The 15,948-nt window shown below is 65.7% G+C and carries 9 protein-coding genes and 1 pseudogene; 5 read left to right on the forward strand and 5 right to left on the reverse strand.

What is annotated here, in order from left to right; all coding sequences use genetic code 11:
- The first annotated feature begins 111 nt into the window (after positions 1 to 111).
- Positions 112 to 1,839, forward strand: a complete 1,728-nt coding sequence (locus VFC51_01245; protein HZT05630.1) for an ATP-binding protein — start codon at positions 112 to 114, stop codon at positions 1,837 to 1,839.
- Here VFC51_01245 and VFC51_01250 read toward each other — a convergent pair.
- The 4 genes and pseudogenes from VFC51_01250 to VFC51_01265 form a co-directional block, all read right to left on the reverse strand.
- Positions 1,802 to 2,152 carry a hypothetical protein gene (locus tag VFC51_01250; protein HZT05631.1) on the reverse strand — a complete coding sequence of 117 codons (351 nt, stop codon included), beginning with the start codon at positions 2,150 to 2,152 and terminating at the stop codon, positions 1,802 to 1,804. The genes VFC51_01245 and VFC51_01250 overlap by 38 nt on opposite strands.
- A gap of 26 nt (positions 2,153 to 2,178) precedes the next feature.
- A pseudogene (locus VFC51_01255) lies at positions 2,179 to 2,421 on the reverse strand (Rieske 2Fe-2S domain-containing protein).
- Positions 2,421 to 4,676 carry a xanthine dehydrogenase family protein molybdopterin-binding subunit gene (locus VFC51_01260; GenBank protein HZT05632.1) on the reverse strand — a complete coding sequence of 752 codons (2,256 nt, stop codon included), beginning with the start codon at positions 4,674 to 4,676 and terminating at the stop codon, positions 2,421 to 2,423. Before VFC51_01260 ends, VFC51_01255 begins: the two are co-directional and overlap by 1 nt.
- A gap of 103 nt (positions 4,677 to 4,779) precedes the next feature.
- Positions 4,780 to 7,833 (reverse strand): hypothetical protein, encoded by a 3,054-nt coding sequence (locus tag VFC51_01265; GenBank protein ID HZT05633.1) that lies wholly within the window; start codon positions 7,831 to 7,833, stop codon positions 4,780 to 4,782.
- 215 nt (positions 7,834 to 8,048) lie between these two features.
- Here VFC51_01265 and VFC51_01270 point away from each other — a divergent pair, with 215 nt between their 5' ends.
- Both VFC51_01270 and VFC51_01275 read left to right on the forward strand, forming a co-directional pair.
- Complete coding sequence (locus VFC51_01270; GenBank protein ID HZT05634.1) at positions 8,049 to 10,481, forward strand: response regulator; 2,433 nt, start codon at positions 8,049 to 8,051, stop codon at positions 10,479 to 10,481.
- Between the two features lie 44 nt (positions 10,482 to 10,525).
- Positions 10,526 to 11,695, forward strand: a complete 1,170-nt coding sequence (locus VFC51_01275; GenBank protein HZT05635.1) for an amidohydrolase family protein — start codon at positions 10,526 to 10,528, stop codon at positions 11,693 to 11,695.
- A gap of 95 nt (positions 11,696 to 11,790) precedes the next feature.
- On the opposite strand, the gene VFC51_01280 is transcribed toward VFC51_01275, so the two are convergent.
- Positions 11,791 to 12,690, reverse strand: coding sequence for a hypothetical protein (locus VFC51_01280; GenBank protein HZT05636.1), 900 nt, complete (start codon positions 12,688 to 12,690; stop codon positions 11,791 to 11,793).
- Positions 12,691 to 13,051: 361 nt separating this feature from the next.
- Here VFC51_01280 and VFC51_01285 point away from each other — a divergent pair, with 361 nt between their 5' ends.
- The gene (locus VFC51_01285) at positions 13,052 to 14,215 is read left to right on the forward strand and encodes a Rieske 2Fe-2S domain-containing protein (protein ID HZT05637.1); all 1,164 of its coding nucleotides are present in this window, start codon (positions 13,052 to 13,054) and stop codon (positions 14,213 to 14,215) included.
- Positions 14,212 to 15,945, forward strand: coding sequence for an ABC transporter substrate-binding protein (locus VFC51_01290; protein HZT05638.1), 1,734 nt, complete (start codon positions 14,212 to 14,214; stop codon positions 15,943 to 15,945). The genes VFC51_01285 and VFC51_01290 overlap by 4 nt, the downstream gene beginning before the upstream one ends.
- Positions 15,946 to 15,948 lie beyond the last annotated feature (3 nt).

The raw sequence follows: 15,948 nt of genomic DNA on the forward strand, positions 1-15,948 counted from the left end.
GTGCTGATGCGCGAGGATAGCGCCCGGATCGACAGCGTGTCAAAGTCGCGCACGGTGGTATGCTCGCATCAGTGCGAGCCACGCGTCGTTGAATCCGTTTTGGAGTGGGCCGTGGGCACGGGGGACGATATTCGCGCCTCGGCTTTGCACCATCGCGTGCTCGGGAGCATTGCGGACGGCGTTACCGTTCAGGATGCCTCCGGTCGCATCATCTATGCGAACGACGCGGCCGCCCGCATCGTCGGGTGCGACTCGGCCGAGGAGATGGTCGCCACCCCTCCATCCGAGCTCCTCGCGCGGTTCGAGATCACCGACGAGGCGGGGAACGTCCTCCCCCCAAACCTTCTGCCAGGACGAATGATCCTGCAGGGCGCGGACCCGCCGGAGATATTGGTCCGCTATCGCCAGCGGGAGACCGGAGCCGAGCGTTGGTCGCTGCTGGCTGCCACTCCGCTGGTCGCCCCGGACGGAACGATCGAGGGCGCGATCAACTCCTTCCGCGATGTGACGCAGGAGATCCTGGCCAGGAGGCGAGCGGAGGCGGCCGAGAGCGCGCTTCAATTTCTTTCCGCCGCCAGCCAGGAGCTGGCTTCCTCGCTCGACTACGAGACGACGCTGACGTCGGTCGCCAAGCTCGCGGTTCCCAGGCTGGCGGACTGGTGCGCCGTAGACCTTCTCGACGACTCGGGCTCCCTGCGACGGCTGGTGGTGGCGCACGTGGATCCGGCCAAGGTCGCCGTCGCCCAGGACCTGGCGCGGCGATACCCCATCGAGCTGCGTCCGCCGCGGGCTCTCACCGAAGGCGAGCCGGAGCTGTATTCGGAGATCACGGACGAGCTGTTGCAGTCGATGGTGTCGGACCCCGGGTTGCTCGGAGTGCTCCGGCAGCTCGGCCTCAAGTCGGCTATGGCGGTCCCCCTCGTTGCACGTGGGCGAACCCTTGGCGTGCTGACGTTCATCTCCGCCGAATCCGGTCGGAAATATGGCCCCAGCGACCTGGCCCTCGCAGCCGATCTGGGCAATCGCGCGGCGCTGGCGGTGGACAACGCTCGGCTGCACCGCGAGGTCCAGCGAGCTGTCGAGACGCGGGACGAGTTTCTCGCCGCGGCCTCGCACGATCTCAAGAATCCGCTGACGGCCATCAAAGCGGCGGCGCAGCTCGCACGGATGCAGCTTGCTCGTGAAAGTCCCCGCGCACTCTCCCGCGTCGCGTCAGCTCTCGACACCATCGAAGGGTCCGCAAGCCGCATGGCCAGCCTCGCGGATGAGTTTCTCGACGTCGCTCGGCTGCAGCTGGGCCAGCCCCTCGATCTGGACCGCGAGCGGACGGACCTCGTGAGGCTCGTTCGCACGGTGGCAGACGATCTGGCGCGCACGGCGCAAAAGCATCGCATCTCCGTGGAAGCCGAGGACGAGCTGATCGGCGACTGGGACGTGGCCCGCCTGCAGCGGGTCTTGACGAACCTGCTCGAGAACGCCATCAAATACAGTCCTAACGGCGGCGAAGTCACGGTGACGGTCGAGCGGGAGGAGGGCGAGGTGCCGTTCGCACGGTTCACTGTGCGCGACCACGGCGTTGGCATACCCGAAACGGACCTGCCGCGGGTGTTCGAACGGTTTCGACGCGGGAGCAACGTGGTGGGGCGAATCGGTGGCACCGGGATTGGCCTGGCCGGCGCCCGGCAGATCGTCGAGCAGCACGGCGGCGCGATGACCATCGAAAGCCGCGAGCACGAGGGGACCGCCGTGCGCGTTCGGCTTCCCATGATCGCAGATGAACCCCGGAGCGGGGCGCTCTCCCTCAGCGAAGGTCCCAGCGCTGGGTATCCGCCACCATGAGGTTACCTAGCGCCTTTCCCACGTGCGCATTGACGATGCTATTCGCGATTGCCTGGGGCTGGAGGCTCCGGAGGAGGCCCTGGACAGCGTCGGCGCCGGCCGCCTGATTTACGAGCTCGAAGGCAGGGAACGTGGCGCGGTACTGACCATCGCGATTGAGCTGCGGCGGGATGACGAGGGGGTGGGCGTCCACCCCCACCTGGTGCCTGTAGTCCGCGGTCGCTTGCGCAAGGAGTCTGGTCGTATCCACCGACGTTACGTGCCGAATCTCGACCGAGAGGGGCTGACCGTCGCGGTCGACGAAGAGTCCCATCCGGACCCTTGCTGTAGCCGAGGTCTTCGACCGAAATACAGTGACGCGCGGCGGTGGGCGCAGTACTCGTCGAGCAGGCCGACTCGGCCGTCGGTGTCGCGAAACGCGACAAGATCCTCACCGAGGAGTCGCACGCGAACTGGCGGGTCGTCCTGGTTGGGAAGCTCGTCCGAGAGAACGGCAGGAAGCCAGTAGCACCGCATCAGCTCGCCCATGGGTGTCCCCGGACCACATTGCGTAAGCAGCTCGTTTTCTCGACGGGTCAGCATCATCCGACTCCTTTGGAGGCCTCCGCCGCGTTGAGCGCATTGTAGATGGTCTCGGGTCGGAAGGGGATCGACTTCAGGCGGATCCCGACGGCGTCGCGGATGGCGTTGGCGATGGCGGGGGACGTGGGAATGTGCCCGTGCTCGGCGAGGGCCCGTCCACCGAAGGGAAGGGGACCAGGCGCGTCCTCGATCCACGTTAGCGTGAACGGCGGGATATCGGCGGCGGTCGGAATCTTATAGTCGCCAAAGCTGGCGTTGGTGACCCGACCATCTTCGATGGTCATCTCCTCCGACATGGCGAGGCCCACGCCCTGCACGAATGCGCCCTCCACCTGGCCTTCGGCGGCCGGCGGGTTGATGATGGTTCCGCTGTCACACGCGGCGCTTACGTGCAGAATGGTGAGCTGGCCCGTCTCTGGGTCGACCTCGACCTCTGCGACCTGGGCCATGCACAGCTCCGTGTAGACCTTCCGCCCGTCGAATCGGGCGCGGAACTCGACCGGCTTTCCGGTCCCGCTGGCGTATTCCACCGCTGCCTGCCCGAGGGTGACCGGTGGCTCTGGCGACCCCGGAAGTCGGAAGGCGCCGTTTTCGAGCACGATCTCGTCCTCTGGCCAGCCGCGCGTTTCCGCGATGGCCGAGCGAAGCTCGTCGCGCGTCAACTCGGCCGCCGCGTGGACGGCCCCACCCGCCAGGTGCGTCGTCCGTCCGGCCCCGAGGCCCGGATCGTAGGGCATCACGTCGGAGCCCACGGGGAGGATCGTGACCTGATCGAGGGGCACGCTGAGCACGGCGGCCGCCACCTGCTGCTCCATGACGTGGGCGCCCATCCCAGCGTCCGGCGTGCCGGTGACCACGGTTACCTGACCGCTGGGGTCAACCCGGATGAGGGACTCGGCCTCGCCCTCTCCGATGTGGCGGTGGGTGATCGCGATGCCCCGGCCGACGTTGGGTGGCTTCGGCTTCCCCCAGTTCGATCCTGCCACGGCGGCATCCACGCACTGGCGCCAGTAAAGGTCTCGCCAGACGTCGCCCGTGGCGTCCGCCTCGCCCTCCCGGATCATATTCTTCAGTCGGAATTCCAGCGGGTCGAACCCGAGGGCGCGGGCAATCTCGTCGATATGGCTCTCGATGGCGAAGATCGTCTGCGAATCCCCCGGGGCGCGCATGAACCCGCCCGGGACGTGGTTCGTGTAGACAACGAAGGACTCGATCTTGCAGTTGGGGATGCGATACACGCCGCCCGCTTTCCGGGCGCCGCCGACGTCCACGTTGGGCGTCGGCTTGTGCGCGCCGTATGCGCCCCCGTCGAAGATGCTGCGGACCTGATGCGCCGTGATGGAGCCGTCACGCTTGACGCCGGTTCGCATGTGGATGATCGACGGATGGCGAGGACTCCCGGCCATGAACTCTTCTTTATAGGTGTGCGTCATGCGAACCGGCCGACCGCACAGCTTCGAGAGGTAATAGCAGAGCGGGATGTCCATCAACCCGCCCTTGTTACCGTAGTCGCCGCCGATTCGGACGAACTCGTAGATGACCCGCTCCTCGGGAACGTCGAGCGCCTCGGCGAGCTGCTTCCGCTGGCCGAGAGGATTCTTCGGATGGCCGTAGACGTGGATCACACCCTCGTTGTCGATCCAAACGGCTCCGCCCTGCGGCTCCAAATGGGCCTGATGCGTCATGGCTGACGAGTAGGTCTCCTCAAAGATCAGATCGGCGTCAGCAAAGCCAGCCCCGACGTCGCCTTTTTCCCAGTGGCCGTATGACTGCACGTTGCGGAGCCCATCGGGGATGTTGGGGAGGCCTGTATAGCTGCGCTGGTCCGGATGGAGGAGCGGCGCGTCGTCATCCATGGCGTGGAGGGGATCGAGCACCGGGTCGAGGACCTCGTACTCCACCTCGATGAGATCGAGCGCGGCCTCGGCGATGACCGGGTCCTCGGCAGCCACCGCGGCGACCTTTTCTCCGATGAAACGGACGACGTGCTCCGCCAGAATCGGCAGATCGTACACGCGACGCCCGTGCAGCACGTTGCGAATGTCCCTGGCGGTGATGACCGCGAGGACGCCGGGCATGGCCCGAGCCTTGCTCGCATCGACGCGCTTCAACCGCGCGTAGGGATGCGGGCTACGGAGCGCCTTGCCCCACACCATGCCGGGGATTAACACGTCCATCGCGTACTTGGCTGCGCCGGTAACTTTGCCGGCGCCCTCGGTCCTGGGCGCCCTCTGGCCGATCACGGACGTTGCCATCGCGCCATCCTTCAAGTGGTTTGCGCCAGTATAGGCGGCAATTGGTGCGTCCTCAAGCAGGGCACCCAGGGCGAAGAGGGGCTGCAGGTCGCGTGGACCGTGCTCAGGGCGATAGGGTGGCGAAGCCGGGCAGACCGCATGCGAGGTCGGAGTAGCCGGTGAGGCTGCCGCCGACGGTCGCACCCACCACGAAGCAGGTGAAGCCATTGGCTGGAGCGGTCGCGCTCGTGACCGTCGGCCCGAGCGATTGAAGCTGACCGCCGATCGGCAGCAGCAGATAGCCGTCGGGACTCGTGCCCGCGGGCGGCCCCCAACTCAGCGACGCTGTGGTGGACTGGTTGAGCCGTAGCGTGAAGCTCTGTGGCGCGCCGGTCGGGGTGCGAAATCCGACGACGGCGCAGAGGAGATCGGAAAGCTGCTGCGGGCTCGTCCCAAGGGGCAGCAGCACGTAGCAGTTGAGGCCCGCTGGAGCGGTCGTATCGAGAAAGGAGGTCGCGCTGGCGTCGAGCGGTAAGGCGGGCAAGACGGAGAGGGTCCCAGCGGCGAGGCGGGCGATCTGATAGCCTGTCTGGCCGGTCCCGGTCGACCACGACAGCCGGACGCCGTCGGCCGCGGATGAGATCCCGAAGCCCTTGCCCCCAATACCGGCCGTCGGCTGCGTCGCGGTCGCGCTCGGCACGCCCGTGGGGGATGCCGTCGCGCCCGGAACGGCGGTCGTCGTGGGTGTAGAGGTTGGGCCGCCCGAGGCAGCGATGTCGAACACCAGTACGCCTCCCGAATCCGTCATCGTCCCGGGGCCGGGGCTCACCGTCACCTGCATGCCTCCCGGAGCGGGCTGAGCCGCGACCGTGTACGACGCGCTCGGCGCCAGCCCCGTCACGATTTGGTGCGACGCGCCCGCGGGTGCGAGGTAGGTCATGCTTGCGAAGGGCGGGGCGAGGTCAACGGGAAAGAGGACGACCGTGCCGGCCAGCGCGGCGCCTTCGAACGCGGTCCCCCCACTGGATTGCACCAGGGCGACGCTGTCGGCCGCGGCGCCTGGGTCCGCGCCCTGGACGACGTCGAGGAATCGGACGCTCGTCGGCCCGCCGGGCGCATCCACGCGTACTCGATAGCTGTGGGGTGGAGTCGACCCGGGGATCTCACCCATCGGGTCATCGATCGCGACTTCTCCATATTGGGGCGTCACCGACTCCGCGGACACGGAGGCGCCGGCAGGAAGCAGATTGGTCAAGAAGAGCTGTTGCCCGGATGGTGTCGTTGCGCGCGCCTGGTTCCCGGTAACCGTGGCGAGGGTCGGCGTGTTGAGCCAGAAGCGCTTGAAACGATTGGCGGTCTGCGAGGCCGCCCGGTCGTAGACGACGATTCGGTCAGGCACGAGCCAGATGATCGAGCGGCTGGCATGGGTGATGTCGGAGAGGCCTTCGTATGTCGAGTTGTACAGGTTCGTCGCATCACCCAGCGCATAGACGTATCCCGCGCCAAAACTGTGCGCCACGATTCGAGGGTCCGCGCTGGAGAGGAGGCCCCATTGCGATCCGCGCTGCCAGAGGAATGTCCGATAGTCGGACGCGTCTCGCTGCGGCTGATCATTCTGAAGGGCGACGGAATTGTGGTAGTCGGTTGAGCCGTAGTCGAGGTCGTATCCCGTGCGCTCCTTGGTCAGCCATTCTCCGCGCCGATACAGCTCGAACTGATTGCCATCCTCGAGCTGATGGTCGATGCTGGCCCAGGCAAGCCGGTACGTGAACCACGTGGCGTTCTGGCCCCAGTCCGTTCGCGCCAGTATGCGGCCGGCCCCTGGCGCGAAAAAGGTGAGGGGGAGCGTTGAATGCGGATCGCTTCCCATGGATGCGGACGGGTCGAAGAGCATGAAGTACAGGATGCAGTTGGTGAAAAAGTTCTCGTCGCGGGCGCGTCCGTTCAAGCCCGGCGCTCCGCCAGGCGGTGTGTTCACCTCGATCCACCGGATGGCGCTCAGTCGGGCGGCGTTGCCCGTCCCGTAGTCGTAGAGTCCCAGCGGGGCAAACATGGCGATGAAGTCGGGCGTCCAGTAGTTCGTCCCGTCCCCGTACCACGCGGGAAGATACACGGGCTGTTGCAGCTCATGCGACTGCGCCTGGCGGGGGCTCAGCGAGTGCAGGTAGGCGGGAATGACGTCGTTCCAGAAGGAGTTGCCGGAGAAGGTGACCTGTGGCCCCCAGACCGTCGGATCGTCCTGGCCGGCGGTGTGGAGAGCAAGCAGGAACTGCGTCACGTACCCGACGGTCTGGGGGCTGTACTCAAATCCTTCGGGGAAGAGCCCGCCCGCGGTGTCGTTGCGCATGAGGTAGTCCACCATGTACAGCCATGCGCCGGTCGCGTTGCTCAGGTAGTTGCGCAGCGTGTTTCCCGGGTCGTCGGATGGATCCAGCGCCATCGCCATGAGACCGAGGTTCCGCATGTGCGCGGTGAAGTAATTGTTGCCCGCCCATCGCCGCGTCGCGGGGTCGGCAACGAGGGAAGGGCTGTTGACGACGCCGATCGGCTGTGGGATGTGGTAGCTGGACTGGACGATCTCTTGTGCCCAGCGGAGAAACACGGTTCGGATCGTCGCCTTGTCCGCGGCGGTGAAGTAGGGATAGGCCCAGTCCACGGTCAGGGCGAATCCTTCGCCGTACCAGCGCGATCGATTTGAGTCGCAGGTGGCGAAGCACGGATCCCGAAAGGGCTGGCCGCTGGCAGGGCCCAGGACGGCCTGGTTCATGACGTACATCAGCAACGTTCGCGCGCGCTGCCCATAGTCGTCCTTGGTCGCCTGGTCCGTGCTGATCAGGGACAGGTAGGCAAAAAGCTCCGCATACATTTCGGTCGGGTACTGTTGGTATTCTCGCGTGCCGGTGTCGAGCCCCGGCACTCGACCGGCATCCATGTCGGACTTCGCCATGGTCGCGAGGGCGGACAGCCCTTCCTGGAAGATCGGATTTGAGGCCGTAGCCCACGAGCGGAGACGGGGCAGATCATCAGACCGGAGCCACAGGCGCGGGTGGCCGGTGACTGGGGTGATCTGCGGGGCGGTCTGCGGCGCCGGGAGGGCCGCCTCGACGCCGTTGCTCGGGGCCGACTGTGCGCCAAATGGCACCAAGACGAGAAGCGTGACGAGGATCAACGACCGCATCGATCCCTCTCAAGCTGCCATCGTTTCGCCAGTTGGTTGCCGCCGCATCATATCCCACGTCGTCGGGGCCCGCCGATCTCAAGCGGTGGGAGAAATGAAGGGCCCGGCCGCTCACCTCGGCGCTGTATTTGCGATGAGATTGGCGCACGGCGCGCGGCTGCGCTACCCTTCGCTGCACTATGGTAGCCACGCAGCAATCGGAACACGGACGAGAGATGCTGCCGATACACGCAGTGTGGTCGCGATTTGGCGTCCCGCTCCTCAGCACAGCCATAGCCGCCATCAGCTCTGTCGCCTTCTATCCCATCCTCGCCGCCACGCCGTCGGTCATGTTCACGGCGGCCGTCGCCGTCAGCGCGTGGTCCGGCGGCTTCTGGCCCGGTCTGCTCTCCACCTTCGTCGGCGCCACCATCTTCGACTACGTGTTTGTCGATTCCCCGTACTCGCTCAACATCGAGTCCCCGCCCTCCGCCCTGTACCTCGCCGGATTCGTCGGGGTCGAGATCCTCATCACGTTCCTGACGGCCACGTTGAAGACGGACATTGCTCGCCGGAACCAGGCCGAGGCGGAGCTTCGCCGCGTCACGAGCAAACTGGAGATTCGGGCAGAGAGCGCGGAGGCCAGTTTTCGAAGCGCCTCCCTCCTCCACGAGATCGGGCAGGCCATCTTGGGCGCGAGTGACATCAAAGCCCTGGCGGATCTTCTGCTGGACGGAGCGATGCGTGTCGGGTGCTTCGACCTGGGGATGCTCCGATTCGCACGGCGCGACGGAGCGCTGGAGGTTGTAGCCCATCGCGGTTTTCGTGATCCAGAAAACTTGCCGCCCATCGATCCAATCCCTCAGGTGAGCCTCCGCGTTGTACAAGGCCGGGTTCCGCTGATCGTCGAGGACGTGGCATCGGCTGTGGACTTTCCCCGTATGAAGCGCGAGGGCGTTGCGTCGCTCGTCACCATCCCCATCATGGCCGACGACGAGGTGCTCGGCGTCCAGCTCGTGGCGACCCGGTCGAAGCGCTCGTTTGGCCGGGTCGAGGTCGAGCTGCTGGAGGCAATCGCCAACCAGGCCGGGATCGCGCTCCAGAAGGCGCGCCTGAACCAGGAATCGGCCGAGGCGCTATCCCTCCTGGAGGGGACGCTCGAGTCCACAGCCGACGGAATTCTCGTCGTGGACGGCGACGGTAGGATCCTGCGCTACAACGCGCGCTTCATCGAGATGTGGCGACTCCCGGAATCTATCCTCGAAACCGGTAGCGATGCGAAAGCCATCGCCTACGTGCGCGACCAGATCGCCGATCCAGAGGCCTTCGAGACGAAGGTGCGCGACCTATATGCCCACCCGGAGAACGAGGGCTTCGACCTCATTGAAATGACCGACGGCCGCGTGTTCGAGCGCTACTCCCGGGCACACCGCGCGGAGGGTCACCGCCCCTTCCGCGTTTGGAGCTTCCGGGACGTGACGGAGCGGCGTGAGATCGAGCGCCGACTCCTGCGCGCACAGCGGCTGGAGACGGCGGGCACTATTGCCGGGCAGGTTGCCCACGACTTCAACAACCTCCTCTCGCCGCTCATGGGATACCCCGAGCTCATCAAGATACAGGTACCCGATGACGAGCGCCTCACACAGTACTGCGACACCATGCTCCAGGCCGCTGAGCAGATGGCGCAGATCAACGAGGACCTTCTGGCGCTTGGCCGGCGTGGACATTTCGAGCGCGTATCGACGGACATCAACCAGCTCGTGCGGGAGGTGATCGAGCAGCTGGGGCCTCTCCCGTCTTCGCTCGACGTGACGCTCGATCTGGCGACGGACCTTTCGCGCATCGCCGGCGCGCCCGCCCAGCTCGTGCGCATGCTGGCCAACCTGATCGCCAATGCGCGAGAGGCCGTGCAGGACATCGGGGCGGTGACCATCCGAACGACAAACCTCTCGGTCCACGAGCCGCTCGGTCGGATTACTCGTGTGCCCATCGGCCAATTTGTCCTCATCGAGATTGCCGATACAGGGCCTGGCATCGCGCCCGCGATTCGAGATCGGATCTTCGATCCGTTCTTCACGACGAAGCCGACCGGCAGACGCCGCGGCTCCGGTCTGGGACTCAGCGTCGTTCAAGGCGTCGTGGAGGATCACGGCGGCTATCTGGACCTGGTGTCGGAACCAGGGGCCGGCGCTCGCTTTTTGATCTACCTCCCCGCCGCCCGGGCCGAGGCCGCATCGCAGCATCGGCCCGCTTCGCCGGTCGGAGGCGAATCGCTGCTCGTGGTGGATGACGATCCGTTTCAGCTCGCGGTCGCGCGGGAGCTGCTGAAATCACTGGGCTACCGGGTCTCCGTGGCGAGAAACGGAGAGGAGGCGGTCGAGCTGTGCGCGGTCGAATCCTTCGATCTGCTGATCCTTGATATGGTGATGCCACCAGGAATCGATGGCACGGAGACCTTTCGACGGGTTCGCGAGCGATATCCTGACCAGCGCGCGCTTCTGCTGTCTGGATTTGCCGATTCCGAGCGGGTCGCAGAAGCTCAGCGGCTGGGGGCCGGAGCTTTCGTTCGCAAGCCGGTCACGCGCGAGGCGCTGGCGGTGGCCGTCCGCACCGAGCTCGACGATGCGCGCCATCCGGATCGGTCGACGCGCGACAATCGTGCCCAGTGACTTCGCCGATGCGCTCGTTGTGATGCTGGGAAATGGAGGCTGGCATGGCGCGGACCTATCAACTGATCTCCGCTGATTCGCATCTCGACCTCTCGCCCGAACGCTGGAAACACCGCGTTCCGGCTGCCCACCGCGACCTCGTCTCCGTTGTGCGACTGGAGTCGGGAGAGGACGCCGTCGTCGTGAACGGCGGCCGTCCGGCCCGGATCGGCCTGACGCGGAGCGTCGGCGTTCCGCGGGACCGTCTCCACGAGCAGATCCCTACGTTCGACAACAGCGGCGGGACCGGAAGTCCCGAGAGACGGATCGAGGAGCAGGACCAGGACGGCGTCGATGCGGAGATCCTTTTCTCGCGCATTCAGTCGACACTCCGCCAGATTCCCGATGACGCGATCTTTTTGACCTGGGTGCGCGCCTACAACGATTACCTGGCCGAGGAGTACGCGGCCGTCGCGCCCGACCGCTTGATCCCGATGGGCGTCATCCCTACGACCGGCATCGACGACGCGGTGCGCGAATTAGAGCACTGCAGCTCCCTTGGCCTGAAGGGCGTCCTCATCGACCGATTCCCAAACGGCAGGGGCGCGCCGCGTCCGGAAGATGATCGCTTCTGGGCGGCGGCCCTTGATTTGCGGATGCCGGTCACGCACCACACAAATGGCGGCACAACCCGGATGACCGCGCACGATGAGCAGACGTTCACCTACGCCAGGGGCGTGCGCGAAGACGCGAGCGGATTCGGCCACGATCCCATGCGCCACTGGTTCTTTCGATTCTGCGGCGATGCCGCGTGCGCGCCGGTGCAGATGGCGTTTGCCGGGGTGTGGGACCGGTTTCCGGCCCTCAAGGTCTACTGGGCAGAGACGATGATTGGCTGGCTCGAATACGCGCTCTGGCAGATTGACGACCATTACGAGCGCTACAAACACCTGGGCCGTGCGGTATACGGCCTCGACTGGCTGGAGCGCATGCCCAGCGAGTACATCAGGGACCACTGTCTGTGGGGATTCCTGTCGGACCCGGTCGGCGTGCGGAGGCGTGAGGCGGTCGGCGTCGAGAACGTCATGTGGGGCAGCGATTTCGCTCACGCCGCGAGCGACTGGCCGAATTCGCGGAAGCTGATCGAGCGAGACTTCGTGGGCGTGCCCGACGACGAGCGCTACCAGATGCTGGCGGGCAACGCCATCGAGTTCTTCCACCTTAACGATCAGTGACTGTGCGAGGGGCTCGTGGGCAGAGGACGAGCCCCGACCTCTTGGCGAGGACGAATGGCAGGCGCGCTGTGGGCATCCCCCTGCCGGGTCCGCCGCTACGGATAGGAGAAGAACGTCGTCGATGGAACCGATGGGAACCCGGCACCGGTGGGATAGAGCTGAATCGTCGCCGCAAATTCGTTGCCCGCGGGCAGGGCGACGATTTGCAGAATTCCCCATAATTCGCCACCCGGTACGTCCCACATGCTCCAGGCAATTGGTCCAGATACGCCAGCATCTGATTGCGACCAGTCGCTCGCCTCGAGGGCATCGCCGAGCTGCGATGCCAGCTCCTCGATCGGCTGCGTGCTTTCGAGGAGCGCGGTGGAGCCGATCCTGCTGCTCCCGGCACTTTGGCCTGTGGAGAGAACCCGGACCCCCGCCGGCGCGTGAAGCGGCGGAAGGACCGAGGACCCTGAGGGGTACCCGGCTCGTTCGGCGCATGGTCCGATGCCACGTGCTGCTATTGGACCCGATGTGTAGATCGTGATGTGCACATCCGCCACGCCGCGCCGAAGTGAGCCGGCGTTCACGGTGGCAGATGTCGTAGGACTCACGGGCGAGCAGAGGTACGAAAAGGCCGCTGTTGAAGCCTGGAAGCCACCGGCTTGCGTCCCGCTCTGCTGAGGCTGCGACCATCCGAGGTCGCCGAGCGCAGCGCTGTAGAACGCGACCGCCTCCTCCGCGGACCCTGGAAAGTCGAGAACGATCTGGATGGTCTCGCGATCCATCGAGCGAAGCTCGCTGCTGCCCACGAGACGCCCGCCAGGCGGCAACGCGACATCGAAGGGGGCGTCGTCGGGGAGGCGCCCGGGAAGGATCTTCGTCGGCTCCCGCTCGGTATCCGTGGCGAGCGACGCGCTGGGCGTGGTCAGGAGGCGCTCGGCCAGCTCGTGGAATGCCGCGTCATCGGACCCCGGCTGCGCGTACGCCACGGGATCCGAGACACAGGTCATGAGAAACACCGTCGTAAGGATTGCCCAACCCCTTGCGTGGCGCCCCACACCGCGCGGAGGGCGATTTATTTGTCCCATGAGGTTCCTCCACGCTCGCAATCCTACCTGGATCCGGACGACGGATGGTACAGCCCGCCGCCTCCTCGCGCAACGGCAACACCCGCGGCCGGCCAATGGGTCAGGGCGCAAGCGCCTGCGTTCCTATCGGCGCCACTGGGTTGGCGCCCATGGTGATATGCGCGCCGGTTGGGTCGGCCAGTGGAACACGCCGTGCCGACGGTGCCACGCATGCTGCCCGGGTTTGACATCTGATCGCGGAAGGCTCTAGCCTTCCACCTCAGACCGCTTGAGGAGCAATGACTTGCGGGATTCTCAGACACCCGACTTCGTGCACACGGGCCCGGGCACGCTCGGGGGGCGATACCTGCGGCTGTTCTGGCAACCGGTGTTTCGGGGGCGCGAGCTGGAGCCCGGCCGTGCCGTACCGATTCGGATCATGAGCGAGGATATGACTCTCTATCGGGGTGCCGGCGGGGACGCGCACCTCGTAGCCTTTCGCTGCGCCCACCGCGGCACGCAGCTTTCCGTCGGCTGGGTCGAGGGTGACTGCATCCGTTGCCGCTACCACGGATGGCTCTACGACGGCACGGGCCAGTGCGTTGAGCAGCCGGGCGAGGATCCGGCCCTGGCAGCCCGCGTGAAAATCCGCAGCTATCCGGTCCAGGAGTATCTCGGGCTCATCTTCGCGTACCTGGGCGAGGGCGACCCCCCGCCGATTCGGCGCTACCCGGACTTCGAACAACCGGGCGTGATCGATGTGGATCCGCCCGAGGTCTGGCCCTGCAATTTCTTCAACCGGCTGGACAACGATCCCGCGCACATCCCCTGGGCACATCGCGAATCGACCCGGCGCATGGGCCATGATCGAAGCGGTTCGATCGATGCAACGCATTATGTCGAGACGGACTGGGGCGTGGCGAGCTCGATCCCTGGCGGGTCGAGCAATCATTTCCACATGCCGAATACGAATCAGCTCAAGGTCCGACACCGCGTGCCCGGCTACGAGCGCCTCTGGGAATATCGACTCGTTTTCCACGTCCCGATGGACGATGAGCACTGCATTGCCTTCGACGTGAACCTCACCCCCGGTCTCGCCGGGGAAGAGGGGGAGCGATTTAGCCGACTACGGCGCGAGATCCAAGATCCGGAAGCGGAAGCTCCCCTGGCGATCGCTGAGGCGATCTTGGCGGGGAAGATGCGCATCGAAGATATGGATCCGGAGCTGAGCTACTACAAACAATTCTGGATCGAAGATTACGTCACGCAGGTCGGCCAGGGCCCCATAGCGGATCGGACCAGCGAGCGACTCGTCCGCACCGACACGAAGCCGATTCTCAAGCGCAAGATCTGGGAGCGCGAGCTTCGGGCCCTGGACGAAGGCCGCCCGCTGAAGGAGTGGACGTCGCCCGCGCTCTTCGCGTCCAGCGAGGAGCGCTCGCGCGCGACGGAAGCCCGCGCGAGGTGAAGGGCCCTCGTTTCCTCATTTCCGCCCTGCTCATGGTGCTGGCGGCCTGCGCGCCCAACGCCGGAGGGTCCGCGCCCAAGGACGGGAAGGTCGACCGCGATTCGGGTGACAATCGCACCCTGGTGCTCATAACGCGGACGGAGCCCGAGACGCTCGCGGGTACGCCCATCACCACGCTCACGGCATCGACCGGCAGCAAGCGGCGCCTCTTTAACGCTGCGCTCAGCCTGCTTGATGGCGACGGACGTGCGCAGCCATACCTCGCCGAATCGCTCCCCCAGCTCGGCACCGACGACTGGCGCGTGTACGCGGACGGCCAGATGGACACCACGTACCACCTCCGAGCTGGGCTCCTATGGCACGACGGCCAGCCGCTCACGGCTGAGGACTTCGCGTTCGCGTGGCGCGTCTACGCCACTCCTGAGCTTGGCCGATCTCATTCGGAGCCCATCAGCTCGATGTCGGGAGTCGAGGCGCTCGACGATCGCACGCTGGTCGTGCACTGGTTGCAGCCCTACCCGGACGCCGGAGTGCTCCAGGGCGTCCAGGCGTCAGGAAATTCGGGGCCGAGCTTTGCGCCGCTGCCCAAGCACATCCTCGCGAGCGCCTACGAGCAGCAGCTCGATACCTTCGCAACGCTGCCCTTCTGGACCGTGCAGTACGTGGGAGCCGGTCCCTATCGCGTGGATCGGTGGGAGCCGGGCGCTTTCGTCGACGGCGTGGCGTTTGACGAGCATGCGCTTGGTCGCCCGAAGATCGAGCGCGTCCAGCTCCGCTTCTCGGCGGACTCGAACGTGGTCCTGGCGGCGATGCTTGCTGGAGAGGCTCACCTTCCTGTGGACGACTCGATTCGGATCGAGGGCGGATTGGTGCTGAAACAAGCCTGGGCCGCGCGCAACGCGGGGGCTATTGAGTTTCTCCCCCGGGACTACCGATTTATCGACTTTCAATACCGACCCGAATACGCGCGCCCGAAGGCGCATCTGGACGTGCGGGTGAGACAAGCGATCGCGCGCGGCATCGACAAAGAGACGATAAACGAGACGCTTTTTCACGGCGTCGGGATCCCAACAGACACGATGATCTACCCGACGGCGGACTACTTTCCCGCCCTGGACGCTGCGGTGACAAAGTACGCATTCGATCCTCGCCAGACCGAGCGACTCATGGCGGAGGCTGGCTACGGGAAAGGGCAGGACGGGTTCTATCTGGACGAGACGGGCAGTCGAATGACCTTCGAGATCACCGGGACCCAGTCGCCGCAAAATGCCAGTGAGCGGAGCATCCTGGCCGACGGTTGGCGAAAGCTGGGACTGGACACCGACGAGGCCGAATTCGCGGGCCAGGAGATCCGGGACGGACAGCGATTGGCAACGTTTCGAAGCATGTACTCGACGGGCTCATCGGCGGGCATCCCGTCACTCATCCGGCTTCAGAGTGACAATATCTCCGGTCCCGAGAACCGGTGGACGAGGTCCAACCGCGGTGGATGGTCGGACCCGGACTACGACCGGATGGCCACCGCTGTTCAGTCGACGCTCGACCGAGCGGAGCAGGGCCAGCGCGTGGTGGAGGCGCTGCGGATCCTGACGGCACAAGCCGGGATCATCTCGCTCTACTTCAACCCAACGGTGGTGGTCTTCCCCGCGACAATCAGGGGGATGCGGATTCGCGCTCCCGAGTCGGAGCCGACTTGGAATGTTGCTGACTGGGAGTTCGCCGCACCGTAAGCC

Source organism: Chloroflexota bacterium (assembly GCA_035652535.1).
GTDB lineage: Bacteria > Chloroflexota > UBA6077 > UBA6077 > SHYK01 > DASRDP01.

Bases quoted from the DNA above. Each gene is read 5' to 3' on its own strand.
- VFC51_01250 (HZT05631.1), bottom strand. From the start codon at position 2,152: ATGGGACTCTTCGTCGACCGCGACGGTCAGCCCCTCTCGGTCGAGATT.
- VFC51_01260 (HZT05632.1), bottom strand. From the start codon at position 4,676: ATGGCAACGTCCGTGATCGGCCAGAGGGCGCCCAGGACCGAGGGCGCC.
- VFC51_01265 (HZT05633.1), bottom strand. From the start codon at position 7,833: ATGCGGTCGTTGATCCTCGTCACGCTTCTCGTCTTGGTGCCATTTGGC.
- VFC51_01270 (HZT05634.1), top strand. From the start codon at position 8,049: ATGCTGCCGATACACGCAGTGTGGTCGCGATTTGGCGTCCCGCTCCTC.
- VFC51_01275 (HZT05635.1), top strand. From the start codon at position 10,526: ATGGCGCGGACCTATCAACTGATCTCCGCTGATTCGCATCTCGACCTC.
- VFC51_01280 (HZT05636.1), bottom strand. From the start codon at position 12,690: ATGACCTGTGTCTCGGATCCCGTGGCGTACGCGCAGCCGGGGTCCGAT.